The organism is Methylomagnum ishizawai (assembly GCF_019670005.1).
Taxonomy (GTDB): Bacteria; Pseudomonadota; Gammaproteobacteria; order Methylococcales; family Methylococcaceae; genus Methylomagnum; species Methylomagnum ishizawai.
Genome location: NZ_AP019783.1, coordinates 755,345 through 770,953, shown reverse-complemented (window position 1 = coordinate 770,953; position 15,609 = coordinate 755,345). Strand labels below are relative to the sequence as shown.

Annotated in this window: 16 protein-coding genes; 13 read left to right on the top strand and 3 right to left on the bottom strand. The window is 63.7% G+C overall.

What is annotated here, in order from left to right; translation table 11 throughout:
- Positions 1-121 precede the first annotated feature (121 nt).
- Both K5658_RS03440 and K5658_RS03435 read right to left on the bottom strand, forming a co-directional pair.
- Positions 122-529 (bottom strand): bacteriohemerythrin, encoded by a 408-nt coding sequence (locus K5658_RS03440; protein WP_221065594.1) that lies wholly within the window; start codon positions 527-529, stop codon positions 122-124.
- A gap of 410 nt (positions 530-939) precedes the next feature.
- Entirely contained in the window at positions 940-1,317 is a 378-nt protein-coding gene (locus K5658_RS03435; protein ID WP_221065593.1) for a hypothetical protein, read from the bottom strand.
- A 49-nt stretch (positions 1,318-1,366) separates the two neighbouring features.
- On the opposite strand from K5658_RS03435, the gene K5658_RS03430 reads away from it, so the two are divergent.
- The 5 genes from K5658_RS03430 to asnB all read left to right on the top strand — a co-directional run bounded on the left by K5658_RS03430 (position 1,367) and on the right by asnB (position 8,512).
- Positions 1,367-2,545: a right-handed parallel beta-helix repeat-containing protein gene (locus tag K5658_RS03430; protein WP_221065592.1), complete on the top strand. Its 1,179-nt coding sequence runs from the start codon at positions 1,367-1,369 to the stop codon at positions 2,543-2,545.
- A gap of 176 nt (positions 2,546-2,721) precedes the next feature.
- On the top strand, positions 2,722-4,122 hold the full coding sequence (gene argH / locus K5658_RS03425) for an argininosuccinate lyase (RefSeq protein ID WP_221065591.1): 1,401 nt from the start codon (positions 2,722-2,724) through the stop codon (positions 4,120-4,122).
- On the top strand, positions 4,119-4,736 hold the full coding sequence (locus K5658_RS03420; protein ID WP_246628555.1) for a histidine phosphatase family protein: 618 nt from the start codon (positions 4,119-4,121) through the stop codon (positions 4,734-4,736). The genes argH and K5658_RS03420 overlap by 4 nt, the downstream gene beginning before the upstream one ends.
- Positions 4,737-4,897: 161 nt before the next feature.
- On the top strand, positions 4,898-6,655 hold the full coding sequence (locus tag K5658_RS03415) for an ArnT family glycosyltransferase (protein WP_221065590.1): 1,758 nt from the start codon (positions 4,898-4,900) through the stop codon (positions 6,653-6,655).
- Between the two features lie 3 nt (positions 6,656-6,658).
- On the top strand, positions 6,659-8,512 hold the full coding sequence (gene asnB / locus K5658_RS03410; protein WP_221065589.1) for an asparagine synthase (glutamine-hydrolyzing): 1,854 nt from the start codon (positions 6,659-6,661) through the stop codon (positions 8,510-8,512).
- On the opposite strand, the gene K5658_RS03405 is transcribed toward asnB, so the two are convergent.
- Positions 8,509-9,000: an energy transducer TonB gene (locus K5658_RS03405; RefSeq protein ID WP_221065588.1), complete on the bottom strand. Its 492-nt coding sequence runs from the start codon at positions 8,998-9,000 to the stop codon at positions 8,509-8,511. The two genes, asnB and K5658_RS03405, sit on opposite strands and share 4 nt — an antisense overlap.
- Before the next feature lie 130 nt (positions 9,001-9,130).
- Between K5658_RS03405 and K5658_RS03400 the strand changes: the two genes are divergently transcribed.
- The 8 genes from K5658_RS03400 to moaC all read left to right on the top strand — a co-directional run bounded on the left by K5658_RS03400 (position 9,131) and on the right by moaC (position 15,577).
- Positions 9,131-10,531: a DUF6513 domain-containing protein gene (locus tag K5658_RS03400; protein WP_221065587.1), complete on the top strand. Its 1,401-nt coding sequence runs from the start codon at positions 9,131-9,133 to the stop codon at positions 10,529-10,531.
- Positions 10,521-10,907, top strand: a complete 387-nt coding sequence (locus K5658_RS03395; RefSeq protein ID WP_221065586.1) for a hypothetical protein — start codon at positions 10,521-10,523, stop codon at positions 10,905-10,907. Before K5658_RS03400 ends, K5658_RS03395 begins: the two co-directional genes overlap by 11 nt.
- A 6-nt stretch (positions 10,908-10,913) precedes the next feature.
- Complete coding sequence (locus K5658_RS03390) at positions 10,914-11,495, top strand: DUF447 domain-containing protein (RefSeq protein WP_221065585.1); 582 nt, start codon at positions 10,914-10,916, stop codon at positions 11,493-11,495.
- Entirely contained in the window at positions 11,492-12,169 is a 678-nt protein-coding gene (locus tag K5658_RS03385) for a (5-formylfuran-3-yl)methyl phosphate synthase (RefSeq protein ID WP_221065584.1), read from the top strand. The genes K5658_RS03390 and K5658_RS03385 overlap by 4 nt, the downstream gene beginning before the upstream one ends.
- Positions 12,166-12,528: a hypothetical protein gene (locus K5658_RS03380; RefSeq protein ID WP_221065583.1), complete on the top strand. Its 363-nt coding sequence runs from the start codon at positions 12,166-12,168 to the stop codon at positions 12,526-12,528. Before K5658_RS03385 ends, K5658_RS03380 begins: the two co-directional genes overlap by 4 nt.
- Positions 12,529-12,598: 70 nt before the next feature.
- The gene (locus tag K5658_RS03375; protein WP_221065582.1) at positions 12,599-13,609 is read left to right on the top strand and encodes a quinone-dependent dihydroorotate dehydrogenase; all 1,011 of its coding nucleotides are present in this window, start codon (positions 12,599-12,601) and stop codon (positions 13,607-13,609) included.
- Positions 13,610-13,831: 222 nt separating this feature from the next.
- Entirely contained in the window at positions 13,832-15,034 is a 1,203-nt protein-coding gene (locus K5658_RS03370) for a methyl-accepting chemotaxis protein (RefSeq protein ID WP_221065581.1), read from the top strand.
- Between the two features lie 63 nt (positions 15,035-15,097).
- Positions 15,098-15,577 (top strand): cyclic pyranopterin monophosphate synthase MoaC, encoded by a 480-nt coding sequence (gene moaC / locus K5658_RS03365; protein WP_221065580.1) that lies wholly within the window; start codon positions 15,098-15,100, stop codon positions 15,575-15,577.
- Positions 15,578-15,609: the final 32 nt, after the last annotated feature.

Sequence of the window (15,609 nt, the reverse complement as noted above, 5' to 3'; positions counted from 1 at the left end):
TGCTACTACAGGGCGCTTGGGGAATAAACCGGGGGCAAAACGGAATAAGGCCGGGGGAAAACGGGGCGGGCACAAAAAAGGGGCCGTCGCGGCCCCTTTGCGGTCGTGGCGTGGCGGGGACTCAGCCGACGCCTTTCTCGTTGAGGTAGGGGCCGTAGTGCTTGTCGTGGTTGGGGATGTGGCTGTAGAGCCAATCCTTGACGAAGACGCAGGTATCGCCGGTGATGTCGAGTTCGCCGGCGTGGAATTTCTTCTGTACGTCGAGGCAGGTGTTGACCAACTCGGCGTGGAGCTTCTTATGGGCCTCGGTGCCTGGATAGCCGTGGGCGTCGAACAGGTCTTCCTCGGTCTTGAAATGGCCGGCCACGTAGGCGATCAACCCGTCCAACTGCTTGCCGATGGCGGCGCGGTCGCCGCTGCCCACGGTGTCGTTGAGGGTGTTGACCATATCGAAGATCACTTTGTGTTCTTCGTCGGCGGCGGTGATGTTGGTGCCGAAAGCTTCCGCGGTCCAGTTCAAAAGTGCCATGGGGTTTCCTCCTTAAAGCAGTTGCCGAGTGGGTCTTTTTGTTGACGGTTTGTCGCCCGGTGAGGGCCGGGGAACTCTATACCGGGAGCGGCGGGGGGCGTTTGAGGAAAATCAAGGTTTTGGGGGATTGGTTTGGGAGGCTGGACACGGGGCAATCATGCCGCCGTGGAGATGATGGGCGACGAGGGCTTGGGCGAAGAGGAAGTTAATCCGGCCATATCCTGAGTGATTCACCATGGGACGACGATGTCCCTCGACCGGGGAAGACCCGCCCGGCACCGGCTGAGGGTCGATGGGCCTGTCCTCCATACCGCCGACGCTCACGGCCCCGTCGGCTCTTGCGCGGGATCGCCAGCGAAAACCCAATATAGCCACTCCAGCCGACCCATCAATACCCCAGAAAAACCCTATTACAGCGGTTCCAGTCCAAGCAAATCACAGGGTCGAGCGCAAATCATCGTTTTCTGATTGAAATTTTTGCGATCCGGTTTGTTTCTTAACTCGCCGACATAGAAACCGCCGTGCGACTCATCAACACCCCCCACCCAGCTTAACAATAAACCGACCCAACCAAGATGTACCATTAATCGCGGCATTCCCAACCACAAAAAACCCACCAAAATGCTTTGTTGAAAACACCGCCCTCTTAGTGTATTAAATATCGCGGTCGCCGGTATTAAACTTAAACCCACCGCAAGACAGGAATGGAAATCATGGTTCTTGAACCAAGGCCAGCCAGACCATCCAAAGCGCTTGCAGCGAGCTTCGCTCTGGCAGTCCGGGTTCATACTAATCGGCCTCTGCCGTCATAATTAACTCATGGATGAGGATAATGACATGATCACGAAATATATCCACAAAATATCCCTCCAAGCTTTGGCGATGTACGCCTCCGCCTTGGCATTCACCCTTCCCACGCACGCGGCCACCAACACCCCCTTGGACTGCAAAGGGGTTATTGCCGTGAAAGGCGGCTATAAGCTCACCCACGATACCACCTGCACGGTCGTACTGAACGAGAACAATAAATTCCTCGACCTTAACGGATTCAAGCTCACGACAGCAAGGCTGAGTCCACAAGGCAATGGTGTCACCATACGCAACGGAAACCTTGTGATGGACCAAGCGTGGTGGATAGGCGACGCGGGGCGTCTGATCAACCTCCATATCTCTACCCACTCCACGAGTCCCGGTTTCTTCATCGAAACCGCTTCCAACTTCACCGTGGACAAATGCAACTTCACCAATATTCCTGGAGTGGCCCTGAGCTTCTATTTCGGGTACGGCGGGATGGTGCGGAATTCATCGTTCACTGGTAATGCAAAGGGCATCAGTATCCAAAGGAACTGGTCAACGGACAATCCGACCTTGGGCGTGAACATCTATAACAATAGATTTATAAGCAATACCACCGGAATCAACCTCTGGAATGAAAACTTTGGCGGGGTCAACGGCAACAAAATCACTTCCAACCAATTCCTGAATAACGGATCGGGAATCTGGATGGAGGCAAGGCCGGGGATGGGAGCGCAATTCCCCGGAATGCAGGGTAACCAATTCGTGAACAACCAGTTCCTCCACAATAGCCATGTGGGGATATATATCAAAACCGCCTGTTGGCAATCCTCGCCCACGGACTGTGGCGGCAAGGATACCCTGGTGGCCGGGAATTACTTCATCCACAACGGCTACACGGTTTCGGCGGACTTCCCCGATATCGATGACGGCATGAAAGCCCTGGGGAGGTGGATGGAGAACGGCGATAGCTCTCCATCCGCCCTCGTCGGTGTGAAGGTCTCCAACAACAGGGCCAGCCTGAACGCCGATCTTGGCTTGGACGTGGACGGGGTCACGGACGGCGGCAGCAATAAAGCCAACCTCAACCGAGACCCCACGCAATGCCTAGGCGTGTATTGCGCTTCCACATTAGGCGCGACCACCCGTCGCAGCGAGAAAGACCGGAACGAAACCGTGATACCGCTTGGTATACCCCAACTCAGGCACACACCTCGCTGACCCCATGAGCGGCGAATAGGCTGACCACACCGGTCTTTCCCGGATCGCTCCACCGTACCAACCCGTGGTACGGATGGAGTCCCGCCCCTCGCGACTTTCCACGCCCCCGCTTCCGCTCGGGAACCACCCGCCTCGGTTATAATCCCGCCCTTCCCAGCCGCACCGAGACTTCCCCCATGAGCAGCAGCGAATCAAAACCCTGGGCCGGCCGCTTCACCCAAGCCACCGACGCCTTCGTCGAAGCCTTCACCGCCTCGGTCGGCTTCGACCAACGCCTCGCCCGGCACGATATCCAAGGGTCCATCGCCCACGCCACCATGCTGGCCCGCATCGGCGTGCTGTCGCAGAAAGACCTCAACACCATCGTCGAAGGCTTGGAAACCATCCTGGCCGAGATCGAACGCGGCGATTTCTTCTGGTCGGTGGAACTGGAAGACGTGCATATGAACATCGAAGCCCGCCTCACCGACCGCATCGGCGAGGCCGGCAAGAAACTGCACACCGGGCGTTCCCGCAACGACCAGGTGGCCACCGACATCCGCCTCTACCTGCGCGACGAAATCGATGGGCTGTGCCAACAGCTCGCGACCCTGCGCGCCGCCTTGATCGATCTGGCCGAACGCGAAGCCGACACCATCCTGCCCGGCTTCACCCATCTGCAAGTGGCCCAGCCGGTCAGCTTCGGCCACCATATGCTGGCCTGGTACGAGATGCTGGCCCGCGACCAGGACCGTTTGCGCGATTGCCGCAAGCGCCTCAACGTCATGCCGCTGGGCGCGGCGGCCCTGGCCGGCACCACCTTTCCGCTGGACCGCCATTACACGGCGGAACTCTTGGGCTTCGACCGCCCGGCGGCCAATTCCCTGGATGCCGTGAGCGATCGGGATTTCGCCATCGAATTCGCCGCCTGCGCCAGCCTGGTGATGATGCATTTGTCGCGGTTCTCGGAGGAATTGATCCTGTGGACCTCGGCCCAATTCGCCTTCGTCGATCTGCCGGACGCCTTCTGCACCGGCTCCTCGATCATGCCGCAGAAGAAAAACCCGGACGTGCCGGAACTGGTGCGCGGCAAAGCGGGCCGGGTGTTCGGCCATCTGGTCGGCCTCCTCACCCTGATGAAAAGCCAGCCCCTGGCCTACAACAAGGACAACCAGGAGGACAAGGAACCGCTGTTCGACACCCTCGACACCCTGAAAGCCTGCCTCCGCGCCTACACCGACATGGTGCCGCACCTCGTGCCCAACCGCGAAGCCATGCGCTTGGCGGCGCTCAAGGGCTACGCCACCGCCACCGACCTGGCGGATTATCTGGTCCGCAAGGGCATCCCCTTCCGCGACGCCCACGAAGTGGTGGGCAAGGCGGTGCGCCTGGGCATCGATAGCGGGCGCGATCTTTCACAATTGGCGCTGGACGAATTGAAAGCGCTGTCGCCCCGGATCGAGGCCGATGTGTTCGGCATCCTGACCCTGGAAGGGTCGCTCCAGGCCCGCGACCATTTCGGCGGCACCGCCCCGAACCAAGTGCGGCAGGCCGTGGCCCGCGCCCGCGCCCAACTCGCCGAGGAAACCCAGCCGTGAGCACCGAGGAGCGCGTCACCACCCTCGTCGATCTGATGCGCCACGGCGAACCCGTGGGCGGCAGCCGCTACCGGGGCCAGATCGACGATCCGCTCAGCGACACCGGCTGGCGGCAGATGCGGGCGGCGGTGGGGCAGCACGCGCCTTGGGACGCCATCGTCAGTTCACCCTTGCGGCGGTGTTTGGATTTCGCGGAGGATTTGGCCGAACGGCTCAAGCTGCCGCTGGAAACCGACGACCGGCTGATGGAAATCGGCTTCGGCGTCTGGCAGGGCAAGACCCACGAGGAAGTGACCCAATTCGATCCGGGGCTGCAACAGCGCTTCTACCGCGATCCCATGAGCCACCGTCCGGAAGGCGCGGAAGGCTTGGGCGATTTCCGGGCGCGGGTGGTGGCGGCCTGGAACGACATCCTCAACCGCCATGCGGGCCGGCATGTGTTGATCGTCTGCCATGCCGGGGTGATCCGCATGGTGCTGGCCCAGACCCTCGAAATCCCCCTGTCCAACCTGTTCCGCATCAAGGTCGGCAGCGCCGCGATCACCCGCATCGAATGCGCCGAGCAGGGCGAGGAATTCCTGGGGCAATTGGTGTTCCACGGCGGCGCGTTGTAGTTTCCACGCGCCCAAACCTTCAGAACTTGCCATAGCCACCGTCCGGCCCACACGCCCGGCAACACGCCTTTCCGGGCCACATCCCACCCGTCATCGCCTCCCGATGTAAAATAACGGCCCCGAGCCTTCCGCTCCCACTCCCAACCCTTCCAACCCCATCCATGGCGCTCTCCCCGCATCGCGAGGCGCAAGCCTCGACCGGCGCTGGCTTGTCCTTCGCCGCCCGGCATTGGTTTTCCATCCTGGCTTTTTTGATTGGTGCCTGGGCCGTGTTCGGCCACTTGGGCGATTTCCCCTTGCTCGCGCCCGACGAAGGCCGTAACGCCGAGGTCGCCCGCGAAATGAAGGAAGCCGGGGCTTGGCTGGTCCCGACCTACAACGGGGCCACCTATCTCGACAAACCGGCGTTCTTCTTCAGGGCCGTGGCGATTGCGCTGGACCTGTTCGGCGAATCCGAATTCACGGCGCGGCTGCCTTCGGCGCTGTTCGGTTTCGGGCTGTTGGCGGCGTTGTTCGCGTTCTGCCGCAGGGTCTACGACGAGCGCACCGCCGCGCTGGCCTTGCTGGTGGTGGCGGCGACACCGCTGTATATCGCCTTCTCGCGCATCGTCATCTTCGATATGACCTTGGCCTTTTTCGTCTGCACCTCGATCTTCGCGGCCTATCTGGCGGAGGAACACGCGGGCAAAACCCGGAACCGCTGGTATTTGCTGGCGGCGTTCCTGGGCGGGGTCGCCACCTTGGTGAAGGGTCCGGTGGGTTTCATCATCCCCTTGTTGGTGATGCTGGTGTTCCATGGTAGCCTGCGCCGCTTCGATGCCATGAAGCGCCTATTCAGGCCGGTGCATTTCCTGGTGTTTTTCGCGGTGGTGTTACCGTGGTTCGTGGGCTTGTCGCTGGCCTGCCCGGATTTCCCCTATTACGGCATCATGCGGGAATCCATCGCCCGCTTCACCACGCCGGTGTTCCGCCGGACCCAGCCGTTCTATTACTACGGGCTGATCATCGCGAGCTGTTGTTTTGCCTGGAGCCTGTTGTTGCCGGAATCCATCGCCGCCGCTTGGCGCAAACGGGCCGCGTTGTCCCGGCCCGACCGGCTGTTCATCGTCTGGGCGTTGGTGGTGGTGGTGTTTTTCTCGCTGTCGAAATCGAAGCTGCCGGGCTACATCCTGACCGGCGTGGTGGCTTTGGGCGTGGTGGCGGCGCGGGTGTTCGCCGCCGCCATCCTGGACCGGGCGGGCGTTGCCGCCGCCGTCGTGCGCCGGGCCAGCCTCGCCTTGCTGGGGGTCATGCTGCCCGCCGCCGTGGCGATGGCGGTCATCGCGGCGCGGCCCGAACTGCTGGAACAACGCCTGAAGTTCCCGCATGAAATCTTCGCGCTGTTCATTCCGCTGATGCCGACGGCGGCGTTCTCGCTGGGCGCGACGGCCTTGCTCGCAGGCGTGGCCTATGTCCGCCGCGATGCGCGTTGGGGCATGGCCGCCGCGTTGGCCTTGCCGCTGTTGATCCTGACCGTCAATTTCGAGGTCTTGCCGCGCTATGCCGATACCCGCTCTTCCCGTGCCCTGGCCGCACGCCTGCCCAAGCTGCCGGACAACACCGAATACGCCTGCATCGGCTGTTTCCCCCCAGGACTGCCGTTCTATCTCAAGCGGCTGGTCACGCTCATCAGCGCGGATGGCCGGGAATTGACCAGCAATTACGTGCTGTTCTCGCTGGCTTCCGGCAAGCCCTGGCCGGAGCATGTCGTCGCAACTGCGCGGATGGACGCTTGGCTACAAAGCCGGAATCATCCGGTCTACCTCATCGCCAAATATGAAAAGCGCCCCGCGCTCGAAGCCGTCGCCGCCGCCCGCGGCGTTCCTGTCACCGATATCGGCGCGGGCCATTGGGCCGCGCTCCTGCCTGCCCAACAATAAGCTATGTGTGGAATTTGCGGTATCGCCGTCCTGGGGACGGCACAACACGGTATGAATTTCGGCCCCGTCGCGGCCATGGTCGCCCGCTTGGCCCATCGCGGCCCGGACGGCGAATGGACCACCGGCGACGGCTCCGCCCATTTCGGCATGGCCCGCTTGGCGATCCGGGGTTTGGACAGCGGCGTGCAACCCATCGTCGAGCCGGACAGCGGCGTGATGGTGGTGTGCAATGGCGAGATCGACAACCACCAGGAACTCCGCGCCTTCCTCGAAGAACGCGGCCACAGGATCGAGCAGGATACCGACGTGGCGGTATTGCCGGGCTTGTATCTGGAACTGGGGGAAGCTTTCGTCGAACGGCTGGCCGGTGCCTACGCCTTGGCGGTCTGGGACCCCCGCGAGCGCAAAATCCTGTTGGCGCGGGACCGTTCCGGGGAAAGGCCGCTGTTTTTCCGCCATGAACAAGGCGTGGTGCGTTTCGCCTCGCAAATCGCGGCGCTGACCGCAAGCGTGCCGGACAATTTGGAATGGGATGGCGCGGCCTTGCGGCGTTATCTGCAACTCGGGCATTTCCCGGCCCCGGATAGCCCTTACATCGGCATCCACAAGGTCGGCCCCGCCGAAACCATTGTCATCGACGCCACCGGACTCCGCCGCGAACGCTATTGGCGCTGGCCCCGCGCTGTGCCGATGCAAACCGATACCTCGCTGGACGCCTTCGACGCCGTGTTCCGCGCCGCCGTGTTCCGGCAAACCGAAGTCGATGTGCCGTTCGGGCTGTTCCTGAGCGGCGGGGTGGATTCCTCGCTCATCAGCGCGGTGGCGAAAAGCCTCAGGCCCGACAAGCCGCTGACGGCCTATGGCCTCCGGTTCAGCGAAGATTCCTACGACGAAGGCCAATTCGCCGAGCAAGTCGCCCGGCAACTGGGTATCGAATACGTGCCGGTCTGGGTGAAACCGGAAGACGTGCCGGGCCTCCTGGCCGAATTGATCGGGGCGGCGGGCGAACCTTTGGCCGATCCGGCCTGGGTCCCGACCGCCCTGTTATCGCGGCGGGCGGCGCGGGATATTCGGATTTCGCTGTCGGGCGAAGGCGCGGACGAGTTGTTCGCGGGCTATCCGACCTATTTCGGGGCCGGGATCGCCGAGGGGTATAGCCGCCTGCCCGGCGGACTGCGGCGCGTGATCCGCCAAGCCGTGGACCGCTGGCCACCGAGCGACAAGAAAGTCACCCTGTCCTTCCTGCTCAAGCGCTTCGTGCAGGGCGACGAACTGGACGGGCTGGCGCGGCATGTGTTGTGGACTTCCAGCGTGCCGCCCGCGCTGCTAAAGCGGCTGGGCCTCGAACCGGAACCCTGGGCCTGGGCCGCGCCCACCGGGGAAAACACCTTGCTCGACCGACTCCAGCATTACGACCTGGAACGCCCGCTAGCCGAAGGCTTGTTGACCAAGGCCGACCGGGCCAGCATGTTGTCGGCGCTGGAACTGCGCGCCCCGTTCCTCGACCCCGAGGTGATGGATTTCGCTGCCGCGCTGCCGCCCAAGGAGCGCGTCAAGGGCATCGAGACCAAGGTGTTCCTCAAGCGCTATGCCGAGCGCTACCTGCCCAAGGACATCGTCTACCGCAAGAAACGCGGCCTGTCGGTGCCCATCGGCGCTTGGCTGCGCGGCCCCTTGCGGGAATGGGCGGAAACCACCCTGGCCCATCCCGGTTTCGAGCGGCTGGGTGTGGATACGCGGGCCTTGCGGGCGGTGTTCGACGAACACCAGCGGCGGGCGGCGGACCATGCGCGGGCGCTGTGGGCTTTGCTGGTGTTGGGGGAATGGTTGGCCTGGGCGGAGCGGCGGGGGGATTAGCGGGCGGCGCCGGGATCGGCCCCGCAAGCCGGATCGCGCCGCAGGGAAACCTTCCCGTCCGCTTGCATGGCCGCGTGGCGCGGCGGCACCGGGCGGAGCGGTTCGAGCAGCATCGGCTTGGAATCCGCGCCCTCCGGCAAAACAAAATACACGGGCACCTTCACCTTGAATCCATGGGGAAACGCCCGCCCACACACCGGCTTGAACCGCCAGCCTTTGGCCCAATCGCGCACGGCGGCATCGAACACACCGGGCGGGACCGATTCGACCAGGGTGGTCGCCGCCACCCCGCCATCCTCCGCCACGGCGATTTCGGCCATGACATGGCCCTCGACGCCTTCCTGCGCGGCCTCGGCGGGATAGGCGAGGGGTTCGCGCTCCAAGACGAATTCAGGGGTATGGTCCGGTTCCGCCGCCCCTATCGTGGGCAAAACCATCAGTGCGATGACAATCAACCGACATACGCCTAGGAAAAGGGCTTGTTCCATAGTTTTTCTCGGAGCCATCAGCGCGATTAGCGCAGCGTAATCGCATGGATCAATACCTCCGATTACGCCGCGCCAATCGGAGCCACGCGGACTATAATCCCCGGCTTTCCCGCACTCAAGCCACGCCCCCATGCCCGAACACATCCTCTTCCTCACCGGCAAACTGGCGGAACCGCAACTCCGCCGCGTCCTGGAGGAGATGAACCCCGAGTTCGGCTACACCGTCCACCAACTTGGGCTGACCGTCGCCGCCCTGATGACCGCCGATATGATCCGGCGGCGGCTCAAGGACACGTTCGGCGCGACCCGCATCCTGGTGCCGGGGCGCTGCCGGGGCGACATCAAAGCCTTGTCCCAGGACTTGGGCCTGCCGGTCGAGCGCGGCCCGGACGAATTGCACGACCTGCCGGAATTCTTCGGCAAGGGCAAGCAGAAGCCCGATATCAGCCGTTACGACCTGCTGATCTTCGCCGAGATCGTCGAAGCCCCGCAGTTGGACATCGACGGCATCCTGCGGCGGGCGCGGGATTATCGCAAGGACGGGGCCGATGTGATCGACCTGGGTTGCCTCCCGGCCACGCCGTTCCCGCACATGGAAGCCGCGGTGCGGGCGCTCAAGGCCGAGGGTTTCCGGGTCAGCGTCGATTCGCTGGACAACGACGATTTGGTGAAAGGTGGACAAGCCGGGGCGGATTTCCTGTTGAGCCTCACCGAGGAGTCGCTGTGGGTCGCCGACGCGGTGGCCTCGACCCCGATCCTGATTCCGGCCCGGCATGGCGATCTGGATTCGCTGGACCGCGCCATCGCCGCTTTGAGCGCCAAGGGCCGGGCCTTCATCGTCGATCCCATCCTCGACCCGATCCATTTCGGCTTCACCGACTCGATCCTGCGCTACCACGAAACCCGCCGCCGCCACCCGGAAGTGGAAATCATGATGGGCGTCGGCAACCTGACCGAACTCACCCACGCCGATACCGCCGGGATCAACGCCACGCTATTAGGGATATGCTCGGAACTCGGCATCCGCCATATCCTGGCGACGCAAGTTAGCAAACACGCCCGCAAGGCGGTACGGGAGGCCGATCTGGCCCGGCGGGTGATGTTCGCCGCCCGCGCAGCCAACCGCCTGCCCAAGCATATCGACGATGGCCTGATGGCCCTGCACGAACGCGCCCCGTTCCCCCTCGACCGGGCGGAAATCGAGGCGCTGTACCGGCAGGTGAAAGACCCGAGCTACCGCGTTTTCATCAGCCCGGAAGGCTTGCATATCTTCAACCGCGACGGTTTCCACAGCGCCGAAAATCCGTTCGACCTCTATCCCAAGCTGGGCGTGGAACAGGACGGCGGCCATGCCTTCTATCTGGGCGTGGAATTGGCGCGGGCCGAAATCGCCCGGCAATTGGGGAAGCGCTATGCCCAGGACGAGCCGTTGCGCTGGGGTTGCCAAGTCGATGGGCCGGAACAACAGACGGTCGATCCCCATGCCTATAAGCCCGCCGGGACCACATTGAGGAAACCCGATGAAAGCTGATGTTCCATCGAACGCCCATAATCCCGGAACAACCCTGCCGGAAAATATGCGGATCGCTTATCGGATCGCCTTGCTATGCGGTGGGATTCCGTTGCTCATTGGCTGCGCGATCTTCTCGCTATGGTTGGCAACGAATTGGAATGGGCTGATATTCGCCGGTGTCCTCATGATTTGCGGCGGATGGACACTGTTCTTGGAAGGTCTCATCGTCTTGGGTTGGTTCTACCGGGTCGGCTCGCGCTTGCCGAACTACCCGCGCCGACGCCTTCGATTATCGACGCTAGGCGCAACAACCTTGCTACTCTCCAATTTTCCCGCAGCCTGGGCCATCTTCACCGCAGCCACGACCATCATCGAACACCATCGCCACGACTGACACTGAATGATCCGCGAAACCCTCATCACCAGCCTTTCACCGGAAGGTGTCGCCCATATCGCGCCCATGGGCGTGCATGTGCTGGACGACGGCACCCTCGTCATCCTGCCGTTCCGGCCCTCGACCACGCTAGCCAACCTCAGCGCCAGCCGCCACGCGGTCGTGAACTACTGCGACGATGTGCGGATATTCGCGGGCTGTTTGACCGGGCGGCGCGATTGGCCCTTGCTGGCGGCGGAACGGGTGCCGGGCCAACGCTTGGCCTCGGCCCTGGCCCATGCCGAACTGGAATTGATCGAGATGGCAGACGACCCGACCCGGCCCCGGCTGCGTTACCGCGTGGTCCACGAGGCCAACCATGCGCCGTTCCGGGGCTTCAACCGCGCCCAATACGCCGTGCTGGAAACGGCCATCCTGGTCAGCCGCCTGCACATGCTGCCGTGGCGCAAGATCGAGGCCGAATTGGCCTATCTCCGCATCGGCCTGGACAAAACCGCCGGTCCCCATGAACTCGAAGCCTGGGGCTGGCTGATGGAGAAAATCGAGGCGTTCCAGCGCGAATCTCCGGCGCAAGGAGAATCCGCATGACCGGGATGCTCGCCAGCGTCGCCAGCTTAGACGAAGCCCGCCTCATCGCCAGCTTGGGCGTCGATATCATCGACCTGAAACAACCGGCGGCGGGCGCTTTGGGCGCGTTGCCGGTGGTGGACGTGGCGCGGATCGTGGCGGCACTGGGCCATAACCACACACTCAGCGCCACCGTCGGCGATTTGCCCATGGCGGCGGACAGCGTGGTTCCGGCGGTCGTGGCCATGGCGGTGACCGGGGTCGATTACGTCAAGATCGGCTTTTTCCCCGGCGGCGATTGGGCCGGGGTGATCGGGGCTTTGCGGCCCCACACAGCGGCGGGCGGGCGCTTGGTGGCGGTGCTGTTCGGCGATTGCGGCCCGGAACTGGCTTGGGTGGCGCGTCTGGCGGCGGCGGGTTTCGCCGGGGCCATGCTGGACACGGCGGACAAAAGCCGGGGTTCGCTAAGGACGGTGTGCGAACCCGGTTTCCTGCGCGGCTTCGTGGCGGAGACGCGGCGGCATGGGCTTTTGTGCGGCTTGGCGGGTTCGTTGCGGGCGGCGGATATTGCGCCTTTGCTGGCTTTGCAGCCAGATTATCTGGGCTTCCGCGGTGCCCTGTGCGGCGGCAACCGGGTCGGGGCAATCGACCTGGAAGCCACCCGGCTCATCATCGACCAAGTACACACCCCATGAACCGCGCCCAACTCAAAGTCTTCGCTGTTTTCAGCGTCTTCTTTTTCATCGGCTTCGGGCCAATCTCGCCGGGTTGCTTGATCGGCCTGTATTCGGTCGTCGCCCGGCCCCGCTGGCTGTTAGCCCTGGTCCGCGATATCTACACCCGCGACGGCCAGCGCCCCACCCCGCTACCGCCGGTCCAACCCCATGAGGCGACGCCCACCCGCAAGCGCTGTTTCCTGGGAATTTTCGGCCTGTTCCTGCTCGACATCGCCCCGGTGCCGGTGACGCCCTGCGTGGTTTTTTTCCTCTTGCTGACGCGGCCCGCGTGGTTCTACCGGAGGGTGGAGGCGATCTACGCCGACCGGGCCGCTTGAGCCGTGCCGCGTTACCCGTCGATTGGCCTTGCTATACTGGCTTTCCCCTAGCAAACCTCGACCACCCGCCATGTTCTATCCACTCATCCGCCCCGCCCTGTTCCGCCTGCAACCGGAAACCGCCCATCACCTTACCCTGGCCGGACTCCAAGCCCTGACCCGCCTGGGCCGGTTCAACCCGCTGGCGCATTCCCCGGCGTCCAAGCCGCGCAGCGTGATGGGCCTCGAATTCCCCAATCCCGTGGGACTCGCCGCCGGACTCGACAAGAACGGCGACTGCCTGGAGGGTTTGGGTGCCCTGGGCTTCGGCTTCCTGGAAATCGGCACGGTCACGCCGCGCCCCCAACCGGGCAACCTGCCGCCCCGGTTGTTCCGCCTGCCGGAAGCCGAGGCCCTCATCAACCGCATGGGTTTCAATAACAAAGGCGTGGATTATCTGGTGGAGCGGGTTAAGCAAACCCGTTATTCCGGTATCGTCGGCATCAACATCGGCAAGAACCGGGATACCGCCGTCGAGAACGCGCTGGAGGATTATCTGGCCTGCCTGCGCAAGGTCTATTCCGTGGCGGCCTATGTCACGGTGAATATTTCCTCGCCCAACACGCCGGGGCTCCGCAGCCTGCAAACCGGCGAAAACCTCGACCATTTGCTGGCCGGGCTGGCCGCCGAGCGCGAAGTCCTGGCCCAACAGCATCAGAAGCGCGTGCCCCTCGCGGTGAAGATCGCCCCGGACCTGGAACCCGCGGATATCGAAGCCATCGCCGCCGCCCTGCTCCACCACGGCATCGACGCGGTGATCGCCACCAATACCACGGCTTCCCGCGCCGGCGTGGAAGGACTGCCCCACGCGGCGGAAACCGGTGGTCTCAGCGGCAAACCGGTGTTCGAGCGTTCCACCGCGGTGGTGCGCCAGCTCGCCGCCGTCTTGGATGGCAAGTTGCCCATCATCGCCTGTGGCGGCATCGCCAGCGCCGACGACGCCCGCCAGAAACTCGATGCCGGGGCCAGCCTGGTCCAAATCTACACCGGGTTGATCTATCGCGGCCCCGGCCTCGTATCCGCCATCGTGCGCGGGCTTTGACCACACGCCCGCCCGCCGCCGCGGGGTCCCGATGGAACCAAATGGAATCCGGGCCATCGGGACCGGGCCGGGCGTTCCACCCCGGCCCGCTGCCCCAACTAATACGGGTTAGGAAATCGTGACTACACTTCTCGACAATTAAAGCGGAACTCCCTGGGTCGCTTGGCTTCGCCGCCGGTGGATTCCGCCCACCCCCTCCCCAGCGCCGCGGAGCAACCCCCCATGTTCAAACTCATCACAGAAAGCCTCAGCCTCGCCCGCCAGATGTATCTGAACACGGCGATAGGCATCGTCGGCATCGTCGCCATGGCGATGGTGGATGTCTACCACCCCAACGACGACGGCACCAATAGCTCGATCATCATCGGTATCGCGGTGGCCACTTCCCTGCTGATGCTGTCGCTCGCCACCTTCCTGGGCAATTCCGCCAACCGCCGGGCCGAGACCCTGGTGAACGGTCTCAACGCCATCGCCGAGGGCGATTTCACCCACCGCATCCGCCTCTCGGGCCAGGACGAATTCGCCTGGATGGCCGACCGCGGCAACACCGTCTCCAAAAACCTCGCCAAGACTATCCGCGATATCCTCGACGGGGCCGGACAGCTTTCCCAAGCGGCGGAACACCTGTCGAACATCACCACGCAAAGCCGCCAGCGGGTGTTCAACCAGAACATGCAGACCGAGCAAGTGGCCTCGGCCATGACCGAAATGTCCACCACCGTGCATCAGGTGGCGCAGAACGCCTCCCGCGCCGCCGAAGCCGCCCAGGACGCCGACCAACAGGCCAAGAGCGGCATGTCGGTGGTGAAATCCACCATCCAGAGCATCGATTCCCTGGCCTCGGAAGTGGGCCGCACCTCTGAAGCCATCAACAAGCTGAAGGAGGACAGCGTCAGCATCGGCGCGGTGCTGGACGTAATCCGGGGCATCGCCGAGCAAACCAACCTGCTGGCGCTCAACGCCGCCATCGAAGCCGCCAGGGCCGGTGAACAAGGCCGGGGTTTCGCGGTGGTGGCCGACGAGGTGCGTACCCTCGCCAGCCGCACCCAGCAATCCACCCAGGAAATCCAGGGCATGATCGAGCGCCTGCAAACCGGGGCCAACCAAGCCGTGGCGGCCATGGCCCAGGGCAAGACCGCCGCCATGAACAGCGTGGACCAGGCGGTGAACGCGGGCCGCTCGCTGGAAACCATCAACCGCTACATCGACACCATCAAGGACATGAACACCCAGATCGCGGCGGCGGCGGAAGAACAAAGCGTGACCGCCGAGGAAATCAACCGCAACGTGGTCAATATCAGCGGCATTTCCCGCGACACCGCCGACGGGGCCGAGCAGACCGCCAACGCCAGCGGGCAACTGGCACGGCTGGCCTCGCAGTTGCAGGACCAAGTGGGCCGCTTCCGCATCGGCCCGGCGCGATAACCCCGGCGCGTCCGGGGAGGCACGGCCTTATAATGGCCCGCCCTGCCACCCCGGACGCCCGCCATGACCGAACTCACCCATTTCAATGCCCAAGGCGCCGCCCATATGGTGGACGTGGGCGACAAACCCAGCACCCAGCGCAGCGCCGTGGCCGAGGGCTATATCGAGATGCGCCCGGAAACCCTGGCCCTGATCCTGTCCGGCAGCCATAAAAAAGGCGATGTGCTGGGCATCGCCCGCATCGCCGGCATCATGGCGAGCAAGAAGACCGCCGACCTGATCCCGCTCTGCCATCCCATCGCCCTCACCCACGCCAGCCTGGACCTCGAACCCCAGCCGGAACACCAGCGCGTGCGCTGTGTCGCCACCGTGAAAACGGCGGGCCAGACCGGCGTGGAAATGGAAGCCCTGACCGCCGTACAGGTGGCGCTGTTGACGATCTACGACATGTGCAAGGCGGTGGACCGGGGCATGACAATGCAGGCCATCCGGCTGCTGGAAAAGGCGGGCGGGAAATCGGGGGAATGGCGGCGGGAGGAATGACCGCGGTGGGCATGGGTACATGCCCACCCTAC